The 15,804-nt window shown below is 67.2% G+C and carries 15 protein-coding genes; 10 read left to right on the top strand and 5 right to left on the bottom strand.

Translation table 11 applies throughout. The features are described 5' to 3' along the window. Nucleotides 1-31: 31 nt before the first annotated feature. Nucleotides 32-328 (bottom strand): I78 family peptidase inhibitor, encoded by a 297-nt coding sequence (locus R1L06_RS05865; RefSeq protein WP_006373100.1) that lies wholly within the window; start codon nt 326-328, stop codon nt 32-34. A 171-nt stretch (nt 329-499) separates the two neighbouring features. On the opposite strand from R1L06_RS05865, the gene R1L06_RS05860 reads away from it, so the two are divergent. Both R1L06_RS05860 and R1L06_RS05855 read left to right on the top strand, forming a co-directional pair. Continuing rightward, on the top strand, nt 500-1,156 hold the full coding sequence (locus tag R1L06_RS05860) for a decarboxylase (protein ID WP_317217174.1): 657 nt from the start codon (nt 500-502) through the stop codon (nt 1,154-1,156). 67 nt (nt 1,157-1,223) lie between these two features. Beyond that, nucleotides 1,224-2,000 carry a CDP-diacylglycerol diphosphatase gene (locus tag R1L06_RS05855; RefSeq protein WP_164081234.1) on the top strand — a complete coding sequence of 259 codons (777 nt, stop codon included), beginning with the start codon at nt 1,224-1,226 and terminating at the stop codon, nt 1,998-2,000. On the opposite strand, the gene R1L06_RS05850 is transcribed toward R1L06_RS05855, so the two are convergent. Then, nucleotides 1,997-2,596, bottom strand: a complete 600-nt coding sequence (locus R1L06_RS05850; RefSeq protein WP_121503533.1) for a GNAT family N-acetyltransferase — start codon at nt 2,594-2,596, stop codon at nt 1,997-1,999. The two genes, R1L06_RS05855 and R1L06_RS05850, sit on opposite strands and share 4 nt — an antisense overlap. 219 nt (nt 2,597-2,815) lie before the next feature. On the opposite strand from R1L06_RS05850, the gene R1L06_RS05845 reads away from it, so the two are divergent. Next, a complete protein-coding gene (locus tag R1L06_RS05845) occupies nt 2,816-5,542 on the top strand; it encodes a TonB-dependent receptor plug domain-containing protein (RefSeq protein ID WP_317217173.1) in 2,727 nt (908 codons plus the stop codon). Between the two features lie 104 nt (nt 5,543-5,646). Continuing rightward, on the top strand, nt 5,647-6,279 hold the full coding sequence (locus R1L06_RS05840; RefSeq protein WP_317217172.1) for a hypothetical protein: 633 nt from the start codon (nt 5,647-5,649) through the stop codon (nt 6,277-6,279). A 27-nt stretch (nt 6,280-6,306) separates the two neighbouring features. Here R1L06_RS05840 and R1L06_RS05835 read toward each other — a convergent pair whose 3' ends face one another. Then, nucleotides 6,307-6,948, bottom strand: coding sequence for a hypothetical protein (locus tag R1L06_RS05835; RefSeq protein ID WP_317217171.1), 642 nt, complete (start codon nt 6,946-6,948; stop codon nt 6,307-6,309). A 183-nt stretch (nt 6,949-7,131) separates the two neighbouring features. Between R1L06_RS05835 and R1L06_RS05830 the strand changes: the two genes are divergently transcribed. Beyond that, nucleotides 7,132-8,292: an amidohydrolase family protein gene (locus R1L06_RS05830; protein ID WP_317217170.1), complete on the top strand. Its 1,161-nt coding sequence runs from the start codon at nt 7,132-7,134 to the stop codon at nt 8,290-8,292. 115 nt (nt 8,293-8,407) lie between these two features. Here the strand turns inward: R1L06_RS05830 and R1L06_RS05825 are convergent, their stop codons facing one another. Together R1L06_RS05825 and R1L06_RS05820 are read right to left on the bottom strand one after the other, a co-directional pair. Next, entirely contained in the window at nt 8,408-8,845 is a 438-nt protein-coding gene (locus R1L06_RS05825) for a DUF3806 domain-containing protein (protein ID WP_121503529.1), read from the bottom strand. Nucleotides 8,846-9,019: 174 nt separating this feature from the next. Continuing rightward, the gene (locus R1L06_RS05820) at nt 9,020-9,901 is read right to left on the bottom strand and encodes a LysR substrate-binding domain-containing protein (protein ID WP_317217169.1); all 882 of its coding nucleotides are present in this window, start codon (nt 9,899-9,901) and stop codon (nt 9,020-9,022) included. A 121-nt stretch (nt 9,902-10,022) separates the two neighbouring features. On the opposite strand from R1L06_RS05820, the gene R1L06_RS05815 reads away from it, so the two are divergent. The 5 genes from R1L06_RS05815 to R1L06_RS05795 all read left to right on the top strand — a co-directional run bounded on the left by R1L06_RS05815 (nt 10,023) and on the right by R1L06_RS05795 (nt 15,601). After that, complete coding sequence (locus R1L06_RS05815; RefSeq protein ID WP_317217168.1) at nt 10,023-10,721, top strand: ankyrin repeat domain-containing protein; 699 nt, start codon at nt 10,023-10,025, stop codon at nt 10,719-10,721. A 51-nt stretch (nt 10,722-10,772) separates the two neighbouring features. Further along, nucleotides 10,773-12,230 (top strand): amidohydrolase family protein, encoded by a 1,458-nt coding sequence (locus R1L06_RS05810; protein ID WP_317217167.1) that lies wholly within the window; start codon nt 10,773-10,775, stop codon nt 12,228-12,230. Between the two features lie 166 nt (nt 12,231-12,396). Then, nucleotides 12,397-13,452, top strand: coding sequence for a sensor histidine kinase (locus R1L06_RS05805; protein ID WP_317217166.1), 1,056 nt, complete (start codon nt 12,397-12,399; stop codon nt 13,450-13,452). Next, complete coding sequence (locus R1L06_RS05800; RefSeq protein ID WP_317217165.1) at nt 13,449-14,171, top strand: LytR/AlgR family response regulator transcription factor; 723 nt, start codon at nt 13,449-13,451, stop codon at nt 14,169-14,171. Before R1L06_RS05805 ends, R1L06_RS05800 begins: the two co-directional genes overlap by 4 nt. A 113-nt stretch (nt 14,172-14,284) precedes the next feature. Next, nucleotides 14,285-15,601, top strand: a complete 1,317-nt coding sequence (locus R1L06_RS05795) for an acyl-CoA thioesterase/bile acid-CoA:amino acid N-acyltransferase family protein (protein ID WP_317217164.1) — start codon at nt 14,285-14,287, stop codon at nt 15,599-15,601. The last annotated feature ends 203 nt before the right edge of the window (nt 15,602-15,804 follow it).

Genomic DNA, 15,804 nt, shown 5'->3' with positions numbered 1-15,804 from the left:
GGCTCGACTCTACAAAAGCCTGCTGCCGCGCTTACTCGCAGCGGGTGGACGTGATGATGTTGTCCTTGTCCACGAACACGCGCAGGCGGTCCGGGCGGATGTCTTTGGTGGTGATGGTGCTGGGGCCGATCGGGTTGACCAGGCCGGCACCGCTCTCGCGGGACAGGCGACGGATGTTGGGCTCGTTGGCCGGCTGGCCGATCGCCCAGCCCAGCTGGCTGGCGTCGCAGCGGCCACTGCCTTTGACTTCCGGGCCAGGGGTGCTGACGCAGGCCGACAGCAGCAGGGCGGAGGCCGGCAGCAACAGGGACAGACGGAATGCAGACATGTGAGCGCTCCTGCGCAGGGGACGATGGCGGGAACGATAGCACCGAGTGTGCGAAAGGCGTCAGCGCCCCGGTCATTGCCGGCACAGCGTGGTCATTGCATAGTGGGAGCAATAGCTGGCAGTACGCCAGCGGGCAGGCCGGGCCTTTCCGGCGCAGGTGTTGGATACGGTATGACGGCAGGCAGTTTCCGCGGCAAGGACAAGACAATGACGGCCCTGATGTTGTCGTTGCTGGGCGTGGCGTTTGCCGCCTCCGCTGCCGATCCGGAACCCGAGCAGGTCCAATCCCCGGTATTCGGCGCCTGGCGCAACCTGCAGACCGAATCCGGCTACGCGCCGGCGCAGCGTAACCTGGCCTTCGCCATGCTTCCGCAGGCGGCCACCCGCGGCGACCGTTTCGCCATCCTCGACCGCGAGGGCAAGCGGGCGGTGTGCTGCCTGCAGGTGGCCAGCCCCTCGCTGGGCGTCGCTGCGCTGCGCGGGGAGTACCGCCTGCCGCAGGCCTGGGTGACGGACCTGAGCAATGGCCGTAGCCCTGCACGACCCTATGTGCCGCACGTCTATGCGATGCAGCGGGTGGACGAGCTGGCCGACTACAGCTTCGCCGATGTACCTGGCGCCTACAGCGACCTGGGCGGTCTGCTGATTCCGGAAGGTGCCACGCTGGAGGCCGACGGCGGTGCCGTGCGCCTGGGGGACAGCCGCTATCCGCTGCATTTCCAGCGCCAGCCGCACGCCGATGACGATGGCGCGCTGGACCGCTACAGCCTGCAGGCCGGCGAGGGTGCCGCCCCGATCGTGGTTGAAGTGCCGTTCGGCACCTACTGATTGCAGCGTTGCACTGGCTAGAATGCAGCGCGGCGCTGTCTGCCGTGCCTGCTCCGTGAGTCGTGCCGTGTCCTTGCGCCCCTTCCTGCTGTCGTCCCTGCTGCTGTTGTCTGCCTGTGCCAGCGCGCCTCCGCCGCCGGCCCATTCCGATGCATTGTGGCGATTGATTGAACGTGACTGCCAGGGCGCCGAAGGCCCGCGTGGCGATTGCCTGCGGGTGGAGACGGCAGCAGACCGCCGCGATGTGCTGGTCAAGGACGCGCACGGCGACTACCAGTTCCTGCTGATGCCGCTGGACAAGGTCAGCGGCATCGAGAGCCGCAGCCTGTACCAGCGTGGTGCACCCAACTACTTCGGCGCGGCCTGGCTGGCCCGCACCCACACCGAACGGGCGCTGGGCCAACCGCTGCCGCGCAACGTTGCCAGCCTGGCGCTGAATTCACCGCATGGCCGCTCGCAACATCAGCTGCATATTCACGTGGATTGCCTGCGTGCCGACGTGCTGCAGGCGCTGGACACGCATGCTGCCGCTCTGGGCAGCCAGTGGACACCGCTGCCGGGGCTGCTGCGCGGCCATCAGTACCAGGCACGCCTGCTGCCGGGCGCAGAACTGACCGCCAATCCGCTCAATCTGCTGGCCTACGACCTCGCAGGCGTGGACGACGTCGGCCAGTGGAGCCTGGTTGTGGCGGGCCGGGACGCCGTGCAGGGCGTCCCGGGCTTCATCCTGCTGGCCACCCGTGTGGACGCGGGCACCGGCAACGAGGCCAGCGCCGAAGAGCTGCAGGACCACGCCTGCTCGGTGCTGACCGGTGCCGGCAACGCGCTGGAGCGGGTGCGCTAGTCCAGCACGCTGTGCTTGCTCCGCCACATGGGGGCGGTCAGCGCCAGCAGCTGGCGATCCTGCCAGCCATCCAGATCCAGATGATGGTCGCGCAGCAGGCCTTCCTGCTCGAAGCCGAAGGCCCGCAGCGCGGTGGCGAACGGATCACTGCAGTCCGGTGGCAGCATCACGAACAGGCGATGCAGGCCGACGTCCTCGAACAGGAACGGGCACAGCGCCTGCAGCGCCGCGTCGGCATGCGGGTGCCAATGCTGCAGCGACAGCAGTTCGGCGCTGCGCGCGTGTAGTGATTGCAGCCGTACGTGCAGCTGGTCCAGTACGTTGCCGTGCTCGTCATCGAACACCCCCAGCAGCAGCTGGTCGTTGTCCTGTTCCAGGCGTGAGCGATGCATGTGGGCGAGGAAGCGCGCTTCCTCATCGATGACGGACGGATCGCGGCGGCCGCGCCGGCGGCGGTCATCGAACAGGCGCCAGCGCGGCAGGTCGGCACGCTGGAAAGGGCGCAGGGTGACCGGTGCGGCCTGCAGCTGCAGCAGGTGACGGCGCAGCACTGGGCGCAATGGGGGAAGGAGGGAAGTGGGGTACGGGGTCATCATCCTCGGCACGATGGCCGTGCCTGCAGCCCTGCACCATTCAAAACATTGCAAAAGTGTGGTGGATGGCACTGCGGGTCTGATTCGGTTCAGGCATAAGGCCATCAGGCCTGGTCATTTCCGTTGAAACCCCCCATTCAGGACACTTTCGTTACGGGATCGTTATGCGCCGTACAGGCCGCTGCCCCCGTACCACCACCCGCCCAACTCCCCAGGAAGCCCATGTCCGCCTCCCACAAGGCGCTGCGCCCGCGTCCGCTGGTGCTCGCACTGTCGTCCCTGATGCTGGTCTCGCTGCCGGCCTTCGCGCAGGAAAGCGCACCCACCACATTGCAGGAAGTGAAGGTCACCGGCTCGCGCATTCCACGCGCCAGTGTCGAGGGCCCGTCGCCGGTGACCGTGATCAGCCGCGAGCAGATCGATGCGCAGGGCTACCGCAATGCCTTCGACGCACTGAGCGCGCTGACCGAGAACACCGGCAACGTACAGGGCGAGGACTTCGGCAACACCTTCACCCCGGCCGCCAACACCATCAACCTGCGCGGGCTGGGCCCGAACCGCACGCTGGTGCTGGTCAACGGCCGCCGCCAGGCCGACTACCCGCTGGCCTACGAAGGGTCGGTGAACGTGGTCAACCTGGCCAACATTCCCAGTGCGCTGATCGAGCGCATCGAGGTCCTGGCGGCAGGTGCGTCTGCGGTATACGGCTCCGATGCGATCGCCGGCGTGGTCAATATCATCCTCAAGGACCGCTTTGAGGGCGTGGATGTGAACGTGCGCGCCGGTGGCACCCAGCAGGGCGGCGGCGACAACCAGCGCGCGCAGGTGGTCGGTGGTAGTTCCGGCGAGCGTTGGGATGCGCTGTTCGGCTTCGAGTTCGATGTGCGCAAGGCGATCCACGGGCGCCAGCGCGATTTCATGGATTCGCTGGACGATGATCCGGCCGGCAAGGCACCGCAGGCGACCGCGATCGCCTATCGCCGCAATGCCGCCACCGGCCGCAACATCGATCCGGGCGTCACTGGCTGCGACGGGGCGTCTGACATCTATGGCGGCAGCGTGTTCCGCGCCTTCAACCCTCGCCAGGGCTGGTACTGCGGCAGCAACGAGGCCGCCGCCAGCTACTGGACCGTGCAGACCCAGAAGCGCAACCTCAATGGCTATGGCCTGCTGACCTTCCACGTCAACGAGACCACTGACCTGTTTGCCGATGTCGCCGTGGGCAGCGCGCGGATCTACAACAACACGCGTGCGCCGACCTGGACCTCGGCCCGCAACTACTTCTACAACCAGACCACCGGCAACCTGGAAAGCTGGTACCGCCGCTTCGCGCCGGAGGAAATCGGCGGGCTGCCGCGCAATGCCAACCGCTTCCTGGAAAACTCGTGGTCGTTCAACGTCGGTGCACGTGGCCAGATCGGCGACAGCGGCTGGGACTATGAGGCGGTCTACAGCCGCTCGCGATACGAGAACCGCACCCGCCGCCCGGTGCTGCTGGCCGGCATCAACGAATACCTGCTCGGCCCGAAGCTGGGTGTGCGCAACGGCGTTGAGGTCTATGCGCCGGATCCGGCGCGCCTGTTCCAGCCGTTGACCCCGAACGAATACGAGGGGCTGTCCGACTACCAGGAAAGCCGTAACGCGGCATGGCTGCAGACCTTCAGCGCCAGCGTCAACGGCCGCCTGTTCGCGCTGCCTGGGGGCGATGCGGCGTTGGCAGCGGTGGTCGAGGCCGGCAGCCAGGGCTATCGCAACCGACCGGACCCGCGCCTGGGCAGCGGCGAGTTCTGGAACACCAGTGCAGGCGTCGGCGCCGGTGGCGAGCGTGACCGCTACGCTGCAGGTGTGGAGCTGCAATTGCCGCTGCTGCAGTCGCTGACCACCACCCTGGCCGGTCGTTATGACCAGTACCGTGCCGGTGGCGAGCACATCGGCAAGGCCACCTGGAGTTTCGGCGTCGAGTTCCGTCCGATCGAGAGCCTGCTGATCCGTGGTACGGCGGCGACCAGCTTCCGTGCGCCGGACATGAACTACGTGTTTGCCACCGAAACCCGCGGCTACAACCCGGGCATGACCGATTACTGGCGCTGCCGCACGGCGGGCCAGTCGTACGACAACTGCGACTACAACGGCCTGTCGATTGATTACAGCAACCGCGCCAATGCGCAGCTGCAGCCGGAATCGGCCAAGTCGTATGGTTTCGGCGTGGTCTGGTCGCCGCTGTCCGGCCTGGATTTCAGCGCTGACTACTACGACATCCGCATCGACAACGAAGTGACCAGCCTCGATACCAGCCGCATCCTGCGTGATGAGGCCGATTGCCGCCTGGGCCGGACGCTGGGCGGCGAAGCGCGCGATATCGGTTCGCCGCTGTGCCAGGACGCGCTGTCGCGGGTGATCCGCAATCCGTCCAATGCCACCGTGCAGCCGGACCAGGTGACCCGCGTGCTGATCAATCCGATCAACGCGGCCTCCGAATCGGTTCGCGGCCTGGACCTGAAGGGCAACTGGCGTTTCGATGCCGGCCGCTATGGCCGCTTCACCACGCGCCTGGCCTACACCGTGGTGCTGGAGCACAAATACCGACAGTTCTCCGATGATCCGGAGCGTGACATCCGCAATTCGCTGGATGACTACCAGTGGCGCAGCAAGGCCAACGGCAGCATCACCTGGAACCAGGGTGACTGGACCACCACGCTGTACGGCAACCGCTTCGGCTCGCTGCCGAAGACCGATGGCAGTGGCCGCATCGCGCCGTACATGACCTACAACGCCAGCGTGTTCCGCCAGTTCGGCGAGAACCTGTCGGTGGGTGTGATCGTCAACAACCTGCGTGACAGCCGCCCGCCGGCGGACAAGAACGGTGGCGGCTGGCCGTTCTACCCGGTCGGCAACTACGACCCGTATGGCCGCCAGTACTGGGTGCAACTGGACTACCGGTTCCGCTGATTCCGCAGGCGAACGAAAGGCCCAGCATTGCTGGGCTTTTCTTTGTGCAGTGCACCCGTGTTGCCGCTGCGCGCGTGGCATGCTGTGGCGCAACCCGGAGGAGGATGCGCATGGATGTCAGGGTGTGGAGTGTGATTGCAGTGGTGGCCATTGCAGGTTGCAGTGGCAGGCAGGCGGCCAGCGTGGAGGATGCCGCGGAGGTGGCCAATGCCGCGCCTGCGCAGTCTCACGCGCAGCCAGCGGAGCACGCTGGGCCATCGCGCGCGGCAACGGCATCGAGTGCCACGACGGCGGCAGCTGGGCTCGCGCAACCGGAGGGGCACTTCCTCGAGGGCGAGCGCATGCTGCTGAGCGAGGGTGCGGTGTCCACGCAGAAGAGCGAGGCGCTGCTGGGTTCCGACAAGGCTTTCGCGCAGGCGATCAGCCAGTTCGAGCGCGATGCGGCTGGCCACCCGGAAGTGCAGGACCTGACCCGGCTCTACAGGACGGCCGCGACCCGGCTCACCGGCAGCGACGGCACGCTGGTGTCTTTCGCCTGTGGCTACAGCCTGTGTGTTGGCGAGATCCGAAGCCGTACCGATGAGGATTTCAGTGCCTGGTCCGAGGCGATCGGCACGGACAAGGCGGCCCCGGTCTACAGTCTGACCACGGCGCCGATGACATGGGGCAGGGACCAGCGTGGTGGGCGCTTCGTGTTCTCGGTGGATCCTGCAGCCAACGCCATCACGGGCCCGTAGCCGGCGGATGCCCGGCGCCGCGGCGCGTTACGGAAGCGTCTGCTGCAGGTACGACTCGATGACGTAGCTGAAAGGCTGTTGCTGGCGGTCGCGCAGCAGGGCACGCACTTCCAGGATCACGCCGTGATCGCCTTCGCCCCGCGGCGGCCAGAAAGTCTGGTCAGCCAGGGTCTGGCGCTGGAAGCCGAGCGGGCCGACCACGCGACCGAACGGTTCGTCGGTGCTGTCCAGCACCTGGTTCATGGCCGGGCTGAGATGCTCCGGCAGATACCAGTTGTCTGCTTCGGACAGCACGCGGCTGCCACAGACCAGCTGCACGCGGCGATAGCGCAGGTCGGTGCCTGGCTTCACGCCCAGCGCCTGCAGCACGTCGGCGGGGGCAGGCTTGTCCTGGCCGTGTATGCGTACGGCGCGCACCCGCGCCTGTTCGGCCAGGCCGTGCTCTGCGCACCAGTGTTCCAGCGTGGCGGTGGCGCTCTGCCCGGACAGCACGCGCTGGTGCAGGCGCTCGACCAGCGCAGCCGGGGCGATGCGCTGCTGGCCCGGCGGCGACTGCAGCGGCGCGGCGGCCGCAGCATCAGTGGCGGACAGGCTGGCGATCGGAGCGGCGGCAAGCAGGGACGCGGCCTGCCAGCGGCGGAGACGATCGTGGCGGTCGGACGGGCCCATGCGGCATCACAGCGGAAACAGGCGCCCATGTTACCCGTTCAGGGGTGTGCACGGCGTGGCTGCGACCGGTTGTCGCAGGGGGAATCATCGTTCTGGTGAATGCGTGCCATCCAGATATTTCGTTGGCCGATGGTTGTGTCGAGGCGCACGATGGCGCCAGTCTTGGCTTTCCGGAAATTCCCGATGACCCTGCAGTTCATCCACGGTGGTGTTGACCGCGACGGCGCGCCACTGCATTTCCATATCCGTGATGGCCGCATCAGCGGGCTCACTGGCGAGGCCGCGCCGGCCGAAGGGGCGGAATGCGTCGACCTGCAGGGCTTCGCGGTGCTGCCCGGGCTGGTCGACGGCCACATTCACCTCGACAAGAGCTTCGTCGGCGACCGTTGGCACCCGCATCAGCCGGTGAACAGCCTGCGTGAACGGTTGGCGGTGGAAAAGGCGGCAGTGGCGGCTGCGGCGCCGATGGTCGATCGCGCAGAGGCGCTGATCCGCCAATGCAGCGGCTTCGGCACAGTGGCAATGCGCTGCCATGTCGATATCGATGGCAGCACCGGCCTGCGCCACCTGGAGGCGGTACGCGAGGCCGCATTGCGCTGTGCCGACATCATGCGCATCCAGCTGGTGGCGTTCCCACAGGCCGGGGTGATGTCCTGCGCTGGTACCGCTGCGGTGCTTGAGCAGGCTCTTGCTGCGAGCGTGGAGGTGCTCGGCGGCATCGACCCGACCACGCTCGACGGTGATGCCGAAGGCCAGCTGGCGCTGCTGTTCGGCTTGGCCGAGCGTTACGGCGTTCAGCTGGACATCCATCTGCATGAGCCCGGCGAAACCGGCCTGGCGCAGCTGCTGCGCATCGCCGCGCGCACCCGGGCCGCTGGCCTGCAGGGTCGGGTGGCGGTCAGCCATGCCTATTCGCTGGGCGAGGCGCCGCTGGCGCGCGCGCTGCAGGTGGGCGAGGCGCTGGCCACGGCCGGCGTAGCGATCATGAGCAACGCGCCGGGCGATCATCCGTTCCCGCCGCTGCGCGCGTTGCATGACGCTGGTGTGCGCGTGTTCGCCGGGAACGACAACATCCGCGACTGCTGGTGGCCGTATGGCAACGGCGACCTGTTGCAACGCGCGATGCTGCTGGGCTACCGCTCCGGCTTCCATACCGATGCCGACCTGATGCTGGCGCTGGACATGGTGACCACCCATGCCGCGCAGGTGATCGGGCTGCCGCAGTACGGCCTTGTGGAAGGGCATCCGGCCACATTCGTGGCGGTGCGTGCCGACCACGGCCCGGCCGCTGTGGCCGCAGTGCCGGTGGAGCGACGCGTGGTAGTTGATGGCCGTTGGCTGTAGATCCAGGCCATGCGTGGATGAATGTGGCCGCGCGGTGGTTCCATCCACGCATGGCGTGGATCTACCCACGACGCCACGCCAGTTCCGGTTGCGCCGAGCCATGCTCGGCAGCTTTTCAGGCGTAATCGTCGGCGCGGGTGGCGACAAATTCCTCAAGCCACGCCAGCAGATGGGCGATGTCGATGAGCTCGCCCTGCTCGATGCGCTTGAGCAGCAGCGTGCTGGCGCCGATCTGCAGGCTGCTGTCGGCATAGCGCAGCACCGCGTCGATGCCCCAGGCATCGGTGACCTGCATCCAGGCCAGGCCCGGCACGCGCTGGGCCAGGGTGTCACCGAACGCCACGCCCAGCGCTTCCCAGCCATCGCCGTCATCACGGTCGATCAGCTCGGCATCGACCACGCGCTGCAGCGTGGTGGCCGCCAGCGGCCATTGCACCGGCAACGTCGGAAAGCCGGCGGCCACGCGCGCGGCGATCAGCGAACGCTGGTGCTGCAGATGCGTCTGCAGCGCAGCGGGCAGGGGATCGAAGCGGGTGGGGATTTCGTCGGACATGGCGAGGCGCCGTGGGGCACGGAAACAACGGGGACTGTAGCCGGCGATGTAGTGCCCTGGTGCGGCAGGTCTGATCAGATATCGATGATCAATGCGCTAGATCCATGCCCGCGCCTGGACAATGTGGCTGTCGAGGTTGCCGGCCAGCGGCCGGCACTACCTCATGTGCGGTGCTCAGTCCGGTTCGCGTTGCACCTGCCGCCACAGTTCGCTGGCCAGCGCTCGCACGGCATCATCGGCATCGGAGCGATGCAGCAGGCCGATCTCGTAATTGTCGATCACCGGCAGCTCGCGTTCGCCATCGATGATGCGGTGATCGCGGGTGACCGCGCGGCGTGGCAGCAGGCTGATGCCGATGCCATCGGCCACCGCGCCCTGGATGCCACCCAGCGAAGAACTGGTGAAGGCGATGCGCCAGCGCAGGCCCAGCGCCTCCACGGCGTGGATCATCTCGTCGCGGTACAGCCCGCGCGGCGGGAAGGTCACCAGCGGCAGGGGGTCCTGCAGCAGGCAGCTGCTGCGCAGGCTGTCGACCCAATGCATCGGCTCGCGTCGGCAGTGCACCGCCTGGCGGGTGTTGCGGCGTTGCTTGACCAGCACCAGGTCCAGCTCGCCGTGGTCGAAGCCGTGGGCCAGGTCGCGGCTGAGGCCGCTGCTGATCTCCAGTTTCACCTGTGGATGGCGGCGGCTGAAAGCGGCCAGCATGCGTGTGGTCTGTGCGTTGACGAAGTCCTCGGGGACACCGATGCGCACCGCGGTTTCCACGGTGGCGCCGGCCAACGCCTGTGCCATTTCCTCGTTCAGGTCGAGCATGCGCCGCGCGTAGCCAAGCAGGGTGTGACCGGCGTCGGTGGGGTGTACGTCGCGGTGGCCGCGCTCGAGCAGGCGATGCCCGGCCAGTTCCTCCAGCCGGCGCACCTTCTGGCTGACCGTGGACTGCGTCGAATGCAGGCGTGTGGCCGCCGTGGTAAAGCTGCCGCAGTCGGCCACCATCACCAGCGCTCGCAGCAGGTCCAGTTCGAACAGCGTTCTATTCGATTTGGCACTGTCTTGCATTTGAACATTTCACTTCTGGATGCGCGTGACGACTTCTACCATGCAGGTGAGGGGGCAGCAAGCACCGCGCCCCGGTTGTACCGGCATCGCCCGCAGTGCTCGCCGCACAGGAGAACCGAAGATGCGAATCCATCGTTGCCGTCGCTGGCCCGCCCCGATGGGTCGCCTGTTGCTGCTGTGCCTGCTGGCGATGGTCATTCCAGCCTGCTCGGCCACCGCGGGTTCGGCCGATGCCCGCCTGCGCGATGCCGCCACCCGCGGCGATGCCGAGGCAGTGCGTGGGGCGCTGGAAGACGGCGCCGATCTGGAGGCGCGTGATGGCCAGGGCCGCACCGCGCTGCTGCTGGCCACGCATGGCAACAATGTAGACGCCGCGCGTGAACTGATCGAAGCCGGCGCCGACGTCAACGCCAAGGATGCGTTGCAGGACAGCGCCTACCTGTACGCCGGCGCGCGTGGTCTGGACGAGATCCTGGTGATGACGCTAGCGCATGGCGCTGACCTGCGCAGCACCAACCGCTACGGCGGCACCGCCTTGATTCCCGCCGCCGAGCGCGGCCACGTCGCCACCGTGCGCACGCTGCTGCGTGCCGGCGTCGCTGTGGACCATGTCAACCGCCTGCACTGGACCGCGCTGCTGGAGGCCATCCTGCTCGGCGACGGCGGCGCGCGCCACGTGCAGATCGTGCGGCTGCTGCTGGATGCCGGCGCCGACCCCGAGCTGGCCGACGGCGACGGCGTGACGCCGCTGGCGCACGCGCGCAAGCGCGGCTACACCGAAATCGAGACCCTGCTGCGCCAGCATGGCGCGGCACGCTGAAGACCGTCCCCTTCCACCCGCACGCTGGGCGTGCCCATCAGGATGCTGTCCATGTTCCGTTCCCGTCCGTTGTCCCTTGCCATCCTCCTTGCAGTGGCCCCGCTGTCGGCGTCTGCTGCCGAGCGCGCCGACCTGCTGATCCGCAATGCCACCGTGGTCGATGTCGAGCACGCCAGCACCCTGGCCGGACAGAGCGTGGTGATCCGTGGCGAGGATATCGTGGCCGTCGGCCCGGACGCGCGGCTGCGCAGCCAATGGAGTACGGCCCGCCAGATCGATGCCAAGGGCAAGTACCTGATTCCGGGCCTGTGGGACATGCACGTGCACTTCGGTGGTGGCCCGGCGCTGATCGAAGAGAACAAGGCGCTGCTGCCGCTATATATCGCGCACGGCATCACCACCGTGCGCGACTGTTCCGGTGACCTGCCCGAGCAGGTGCTGCAGTGGCGCGGCGAGATCGCCAAGGGCACGCTGTTTGGTCCGCGCCTGCTCAGTTCCGGCGCGAAGATCGAAGGCATCAAGCCGGTCTGGAAGGGCACGATCGAAGTGGGCAGCGAGGCGGATGCCGACAAGGCAATCGCCCGCCTGCAGCACGACAAGGTTGATTTCGTGAAGATCACCGACAGCACGCTGAAGCCGGAACTGTTCCTGTACTCGGCCAGTGCTGCGCGCAAGGCCGGGTTCAAGGCCTCGGGTCACATTCCGATGGCGCTGACTGTGGAACAGGCGGTCGATGCAGGCCTGGCCTCGATCGAGCATCTGGACTACGCATTCAAGGCAGGCAGCAAGGATGAAGCGCAGATCGCCGCCGACTTCGGTGCCGGCCGCATCGACCGCGCCGAAGCCAACCGCCGCCTCGACGCCAGCTTCGATCGTGACACGGCGATGCACGCCTACCGCGATTTCGCCAAGCGCGGCGTGTTCGTGACCCCGACCCTCAACGGTGGCCGCATCCTCGATTTCCTTGACCAGGATGACCACGCCAACGATCCGTACCTGGCCTACATCGGCCCGGGCCTGCGCGCGACCTACCAGTGGCGCGTGGACCGCGCGGCGAAGGCCACGCCGGCACAGATCGAAGCGCGCCACGCGCAGTACCACCAGGTGGCCGCGGTGCTGCCGATGCTGCAGGAGGCCGGTGTGACGATCATTGCGGGCACCGATGCGGGCTTCCTCAACTCGTTCAACTTCCCGGGCATCGCCCTGCACCAGGAATTGCAGCTGTTCGTGAAGGAAGGCCTGAGCGCACCGCAGGCGCTGTCGGCCGCAACCCGTTCCGGCCCGGCCTGGTTCGGCCAGATGGACCGCTACGGTGGTGTTGCGCAGGGCAAGGCTGCCGATCTGGTGCTGCTGACCGCCAATCCGCTGCAGAACATTGCGGCGACCGAGAAAATCGACAGCGTGATCCTGCGTGGCAACGTGTATGACCGCGCCGCACTGGACAGGATGCTGGCCGACACCAAGGCCAAGGTCGCAGCGTGGAATGCCGAGGCGGCGAAGGCGCAATGATCGGCGGGGTCGGATCCCTTCCGACCGGGAAGGGCTCTGACCCCAGCGTCGAACGGAATCCAGGCACGATGCGGATCCGTGGCAGTGGACAGCCCCTTGCTTCCGGCACGGGAATGATTCGGTGCGGGCATCTAGCATGGTGCCCGTTTCCCGTTCGAATCCGTGCATGCCTGTTTCGCCTGCCTTGCTGCTGCCAGCCCATGAGGCGCCGCTTCCGCTGCCACGCCCACACTGGGTGATGCTGGCCCTGTGGGGGGTGTTGATCGCCACCGCCGTGCCGGCGGTGCACCTGAGCCAACAGCCTGGCGGTCTGATTCCGGCAGCGTTGTTCATCCTTGGCGCCGAGCTGCCCTGGATGCTGGCGACGCCATTGTTGTGGGATGCGTGCCGGCGCTGGCCACTGTCTGGACGCCGGCATCTGGCCGGATGGTTGGCGCTGTGCCTGCTGCTGACTCCGCTGTTGACGGCATTGGGATGGACCCTGGGCCATGTGCTGCTGCAGCTGTGGCAGGGGCAACCCTGGCCAGCACCGCAGCAGGTGTTGCGCGCGATTGGTATTACCGCGCTGTTTGCGTTGCCGACCTTCATTGCGGTGGCGGGCGTGGGCCATGGCCTGGCCGGACTGCAGCGGTTGAGGGCGCAGTCAGAGGTGCTGCAGCAGGCTCGTGAAACAGCCCTGCGCCAGCATCTCCAGCACCACTTCCTGTTCAATGCGCTCAACGCCATCGGTGGCTTGGCGCTGCAACGTCCACGCGCGGCGGATGCCGCACTGGCACAGCTGTCGTCGCTGCTGCGCGATACCCTGCAATGCCCGCCGCAGCGCTGCTTCGCCGATGAACTGGGCGCAGCACAGGACTATGTCGCGCTGCAGTCGCTGCTGCACGATCAGGAAGTGCATCTGCATCTGCAGGCCAGCGCTGACGCATTGGCCTGGACAGTTCCTGGCCTGTTGCTGCAGCCATTGATCGAGAATGCGGTATTGCACAGTGGCTGGCAGCCGGGGGACGGGCCGTTGCGGATCGAGCTATGGGCCGGTGTGGAAGACGGCCTGCTTGATGTGGTGCTGTTCAACCCCTGCCTGCGTCCCGGCACGAACGATGGACTGGGCACTGGCCAGGCTGCACTGCAGCGGCGCGTGGCGATGATGGGAGGCCGGTTGCAGACCGCCAGCGAGGGCGGCGGCTATCGTGCTCGCGTGACCTTGCCGGAGTGCATCGCGTGACGCGTCCGCTGAGCGTGCTGCTGGTGGATGACGTGGCGCTGGCACGTGACCGCCTGCGCCAGTTGCTGGCGGGCACTCCGCAGGTCAGGGTCGATGCCGAAGCCGCCACCCTCGCGCAGGCACGCGAGCAGCTTCAGGGGCGCCGTTTCGATCTGCTGCTGCTGGATCTGGTCCTGCCCGACGGTCGTGGCTGGGAGTTGCCCCAGCAGCAGCCGGCGCTGGCCGCGCACACCATCTTCGTGACCGCGCTGCCGCAGCATGCGCTGCGCGCGTTCGAACTGGGCGTCGCAGACTATCTGCTCAAGCCGGTGGCAGCGCAGCGGTTGCGTGAAGCGATCGAGCGCGTGCGCCGCCTGGCAGGCCTGGCACCGCGTACGGAGGACTGTGAGCAGACCCTGGCGGTGCCTGGTAGTGGTGGTGTCCAGTATGTACCGCTGGCGGAGATCGACTACATCGACATGGCCGGTCATTACGCATGCGTGCACGTGGGGCAGCGACTGCACCTGCTGCGTGAGCCGCTGGCGCAGCTGGCCGAACGGCTGGCGGATGGAGGACTGTTGCGCGTGCACCGCTCGGCGCTGGTCAACCCGCTGCGGGTGCGATCACTGATCGAGCGCCATAACGGTGATGCGCTGCTTGAACTGGCCGATGGCGTGCAGCTGCCGGTGAGCCGCAGCTACCGGCCGGTGCTGGAGGCGGCCTTGGCGGCACGCGCCTGACACACGGCTGGTGCCTGCAGCGGCACGGTTGGTGCCATCGTCGCCGAAGTACGCAATCCGGTCGTTGCGGCCAGTGCACCCTGCGCCTTTCCAGATCAGGGTGGAGCATGCGGATGCGATGGTGCTTGGGTGTGTTGCTGGGCGTGCTGGCGCTGCCTGCGTTGGCCGATGTGCGGGTCATTGTCGATGACCATCAGGGGCGCGCTGATCGTATTCCAGCCATTAGGGTTGAGGGACTGGCGGCGGCCGAGGTGGTGCAACTACGGTTGTCGATGCGGGACAGCCGGGGCCAGCGCTGGCAGTCACAGGCTGCACTGCGCGCGGACCCGCAGGGGACGGTCGACACCGCACGCAGCGGCTCGGAACAGGGCAGCTATCGAGGCGTCGATGCGAGCGCGCTGATCTGGTCGATGCAGCCGCAGGAAGGAAGGGCCAACGCACTTCCCCTGCAGTGGCAGCGCTGCGATGACGGCTTGGGATTCCAGTCGCAGGCCTTCGAACTGGAGGTGGAGCGTGCAGGATCGGTGGTCGCACGGCGGACCCTGCAGCGCCATCTGATGCTGCCGGGCGTGGAGGTGCAACGGGTCGAAATCGGTGGCCGCGAAGCACATCTGTACCTGCCATCGGGCCAGCAGGCTGATGCACGGGCGCCAGCATTGGTGGCGCTGGGCGGTGCCGAAGGCGGATTCGACGGTGGCGACCTCTATGCCGCCTGGCTGGCCAGCAACGGCTATGTCGCGGTGTCGGTGGCGTGGTATCGCGGGCCGGGCGTGCCCAAGGATCTGATCGAGGTTCCGTTGGAAACCGTACGCGATGCAGTGCACTGGCTGCAGCGCCATCCCCGGGTGGATCCACAGCGGGTAGGGCTGATGGGAGGCTCCTGGGGCGGCATCGTGACCATGGCCACGGCGGTGCATCTGCCTGAGCTCCGCGTCGCTGTGTCCTGGGTAGGCAGTCCAGCCCCGTTTCGTGGCATCGCCCGTGACGTGGCCCCGGCCGATTTCCGAGCGGTGGACCGTTCCCCCTTGAGCTGGCAGGGCGAACCCCTGCCGTGGCTGCCGTATCGCGAGGAGGTTGACTGGGGCAGACCGGGGCCGCAGTGGGAACCGGCATTGCGTATCGCGATGCTGCCCATCGAGGACATTGCTGCACGCACGTTGTGGATCGGAGGTGGTGACGATCGGCTGGGTGACTCAGGCACGATGCTGGCTGTTGCGCAGCGTCGGCTTGCAGCCGCAGGGCGTGGTGACCGTGACCGTTTCCTGTACTACTCAGATGCGGGGCATCTGATCACCCCGTTTCTGCAGCCGACCACCCATCGCCATGATGTAGGCCCGTACATTGAAGTGGGGGGCACGGCCGAAGGTCATGCCCGCGCGGACCGAGAGGTAGGGCCAGCGGTGCTGGAGTTCCTTGCCGAGGCGCTGTAGCCGAAAGTGCTGACCCCTGTTCTTCCTTCCAGATGTTCGATTCCGATCCGATTGAGCTTCATCCACGCATGGCCTGGATCTACCGTGTCGACCAAGGTCGACACCTACCAACACCGCCCCGCCATCCCACGGAAAGCCCGCTGTTGCTGTAGAGGTTGCCGGCCAGCGGCCGGCACTACCGCAGGTGCAGGGCTGCAAGCCCT

Source organism: Stenotrophomonas mexicanensis (assembly GCF_032911605.1).
GTDB lineage: Bacteria > Pseudomonadota > Gammaproteobacteria > Xanthomonadales > Xanthomonadaceae > Stenotrophomonas > Stenotrophomonas maltophilia_A.
Note: the sequence above shows the minus strand (reverse complement) of the source record. Positions and strands in the feature narration are given on the sequence as shown.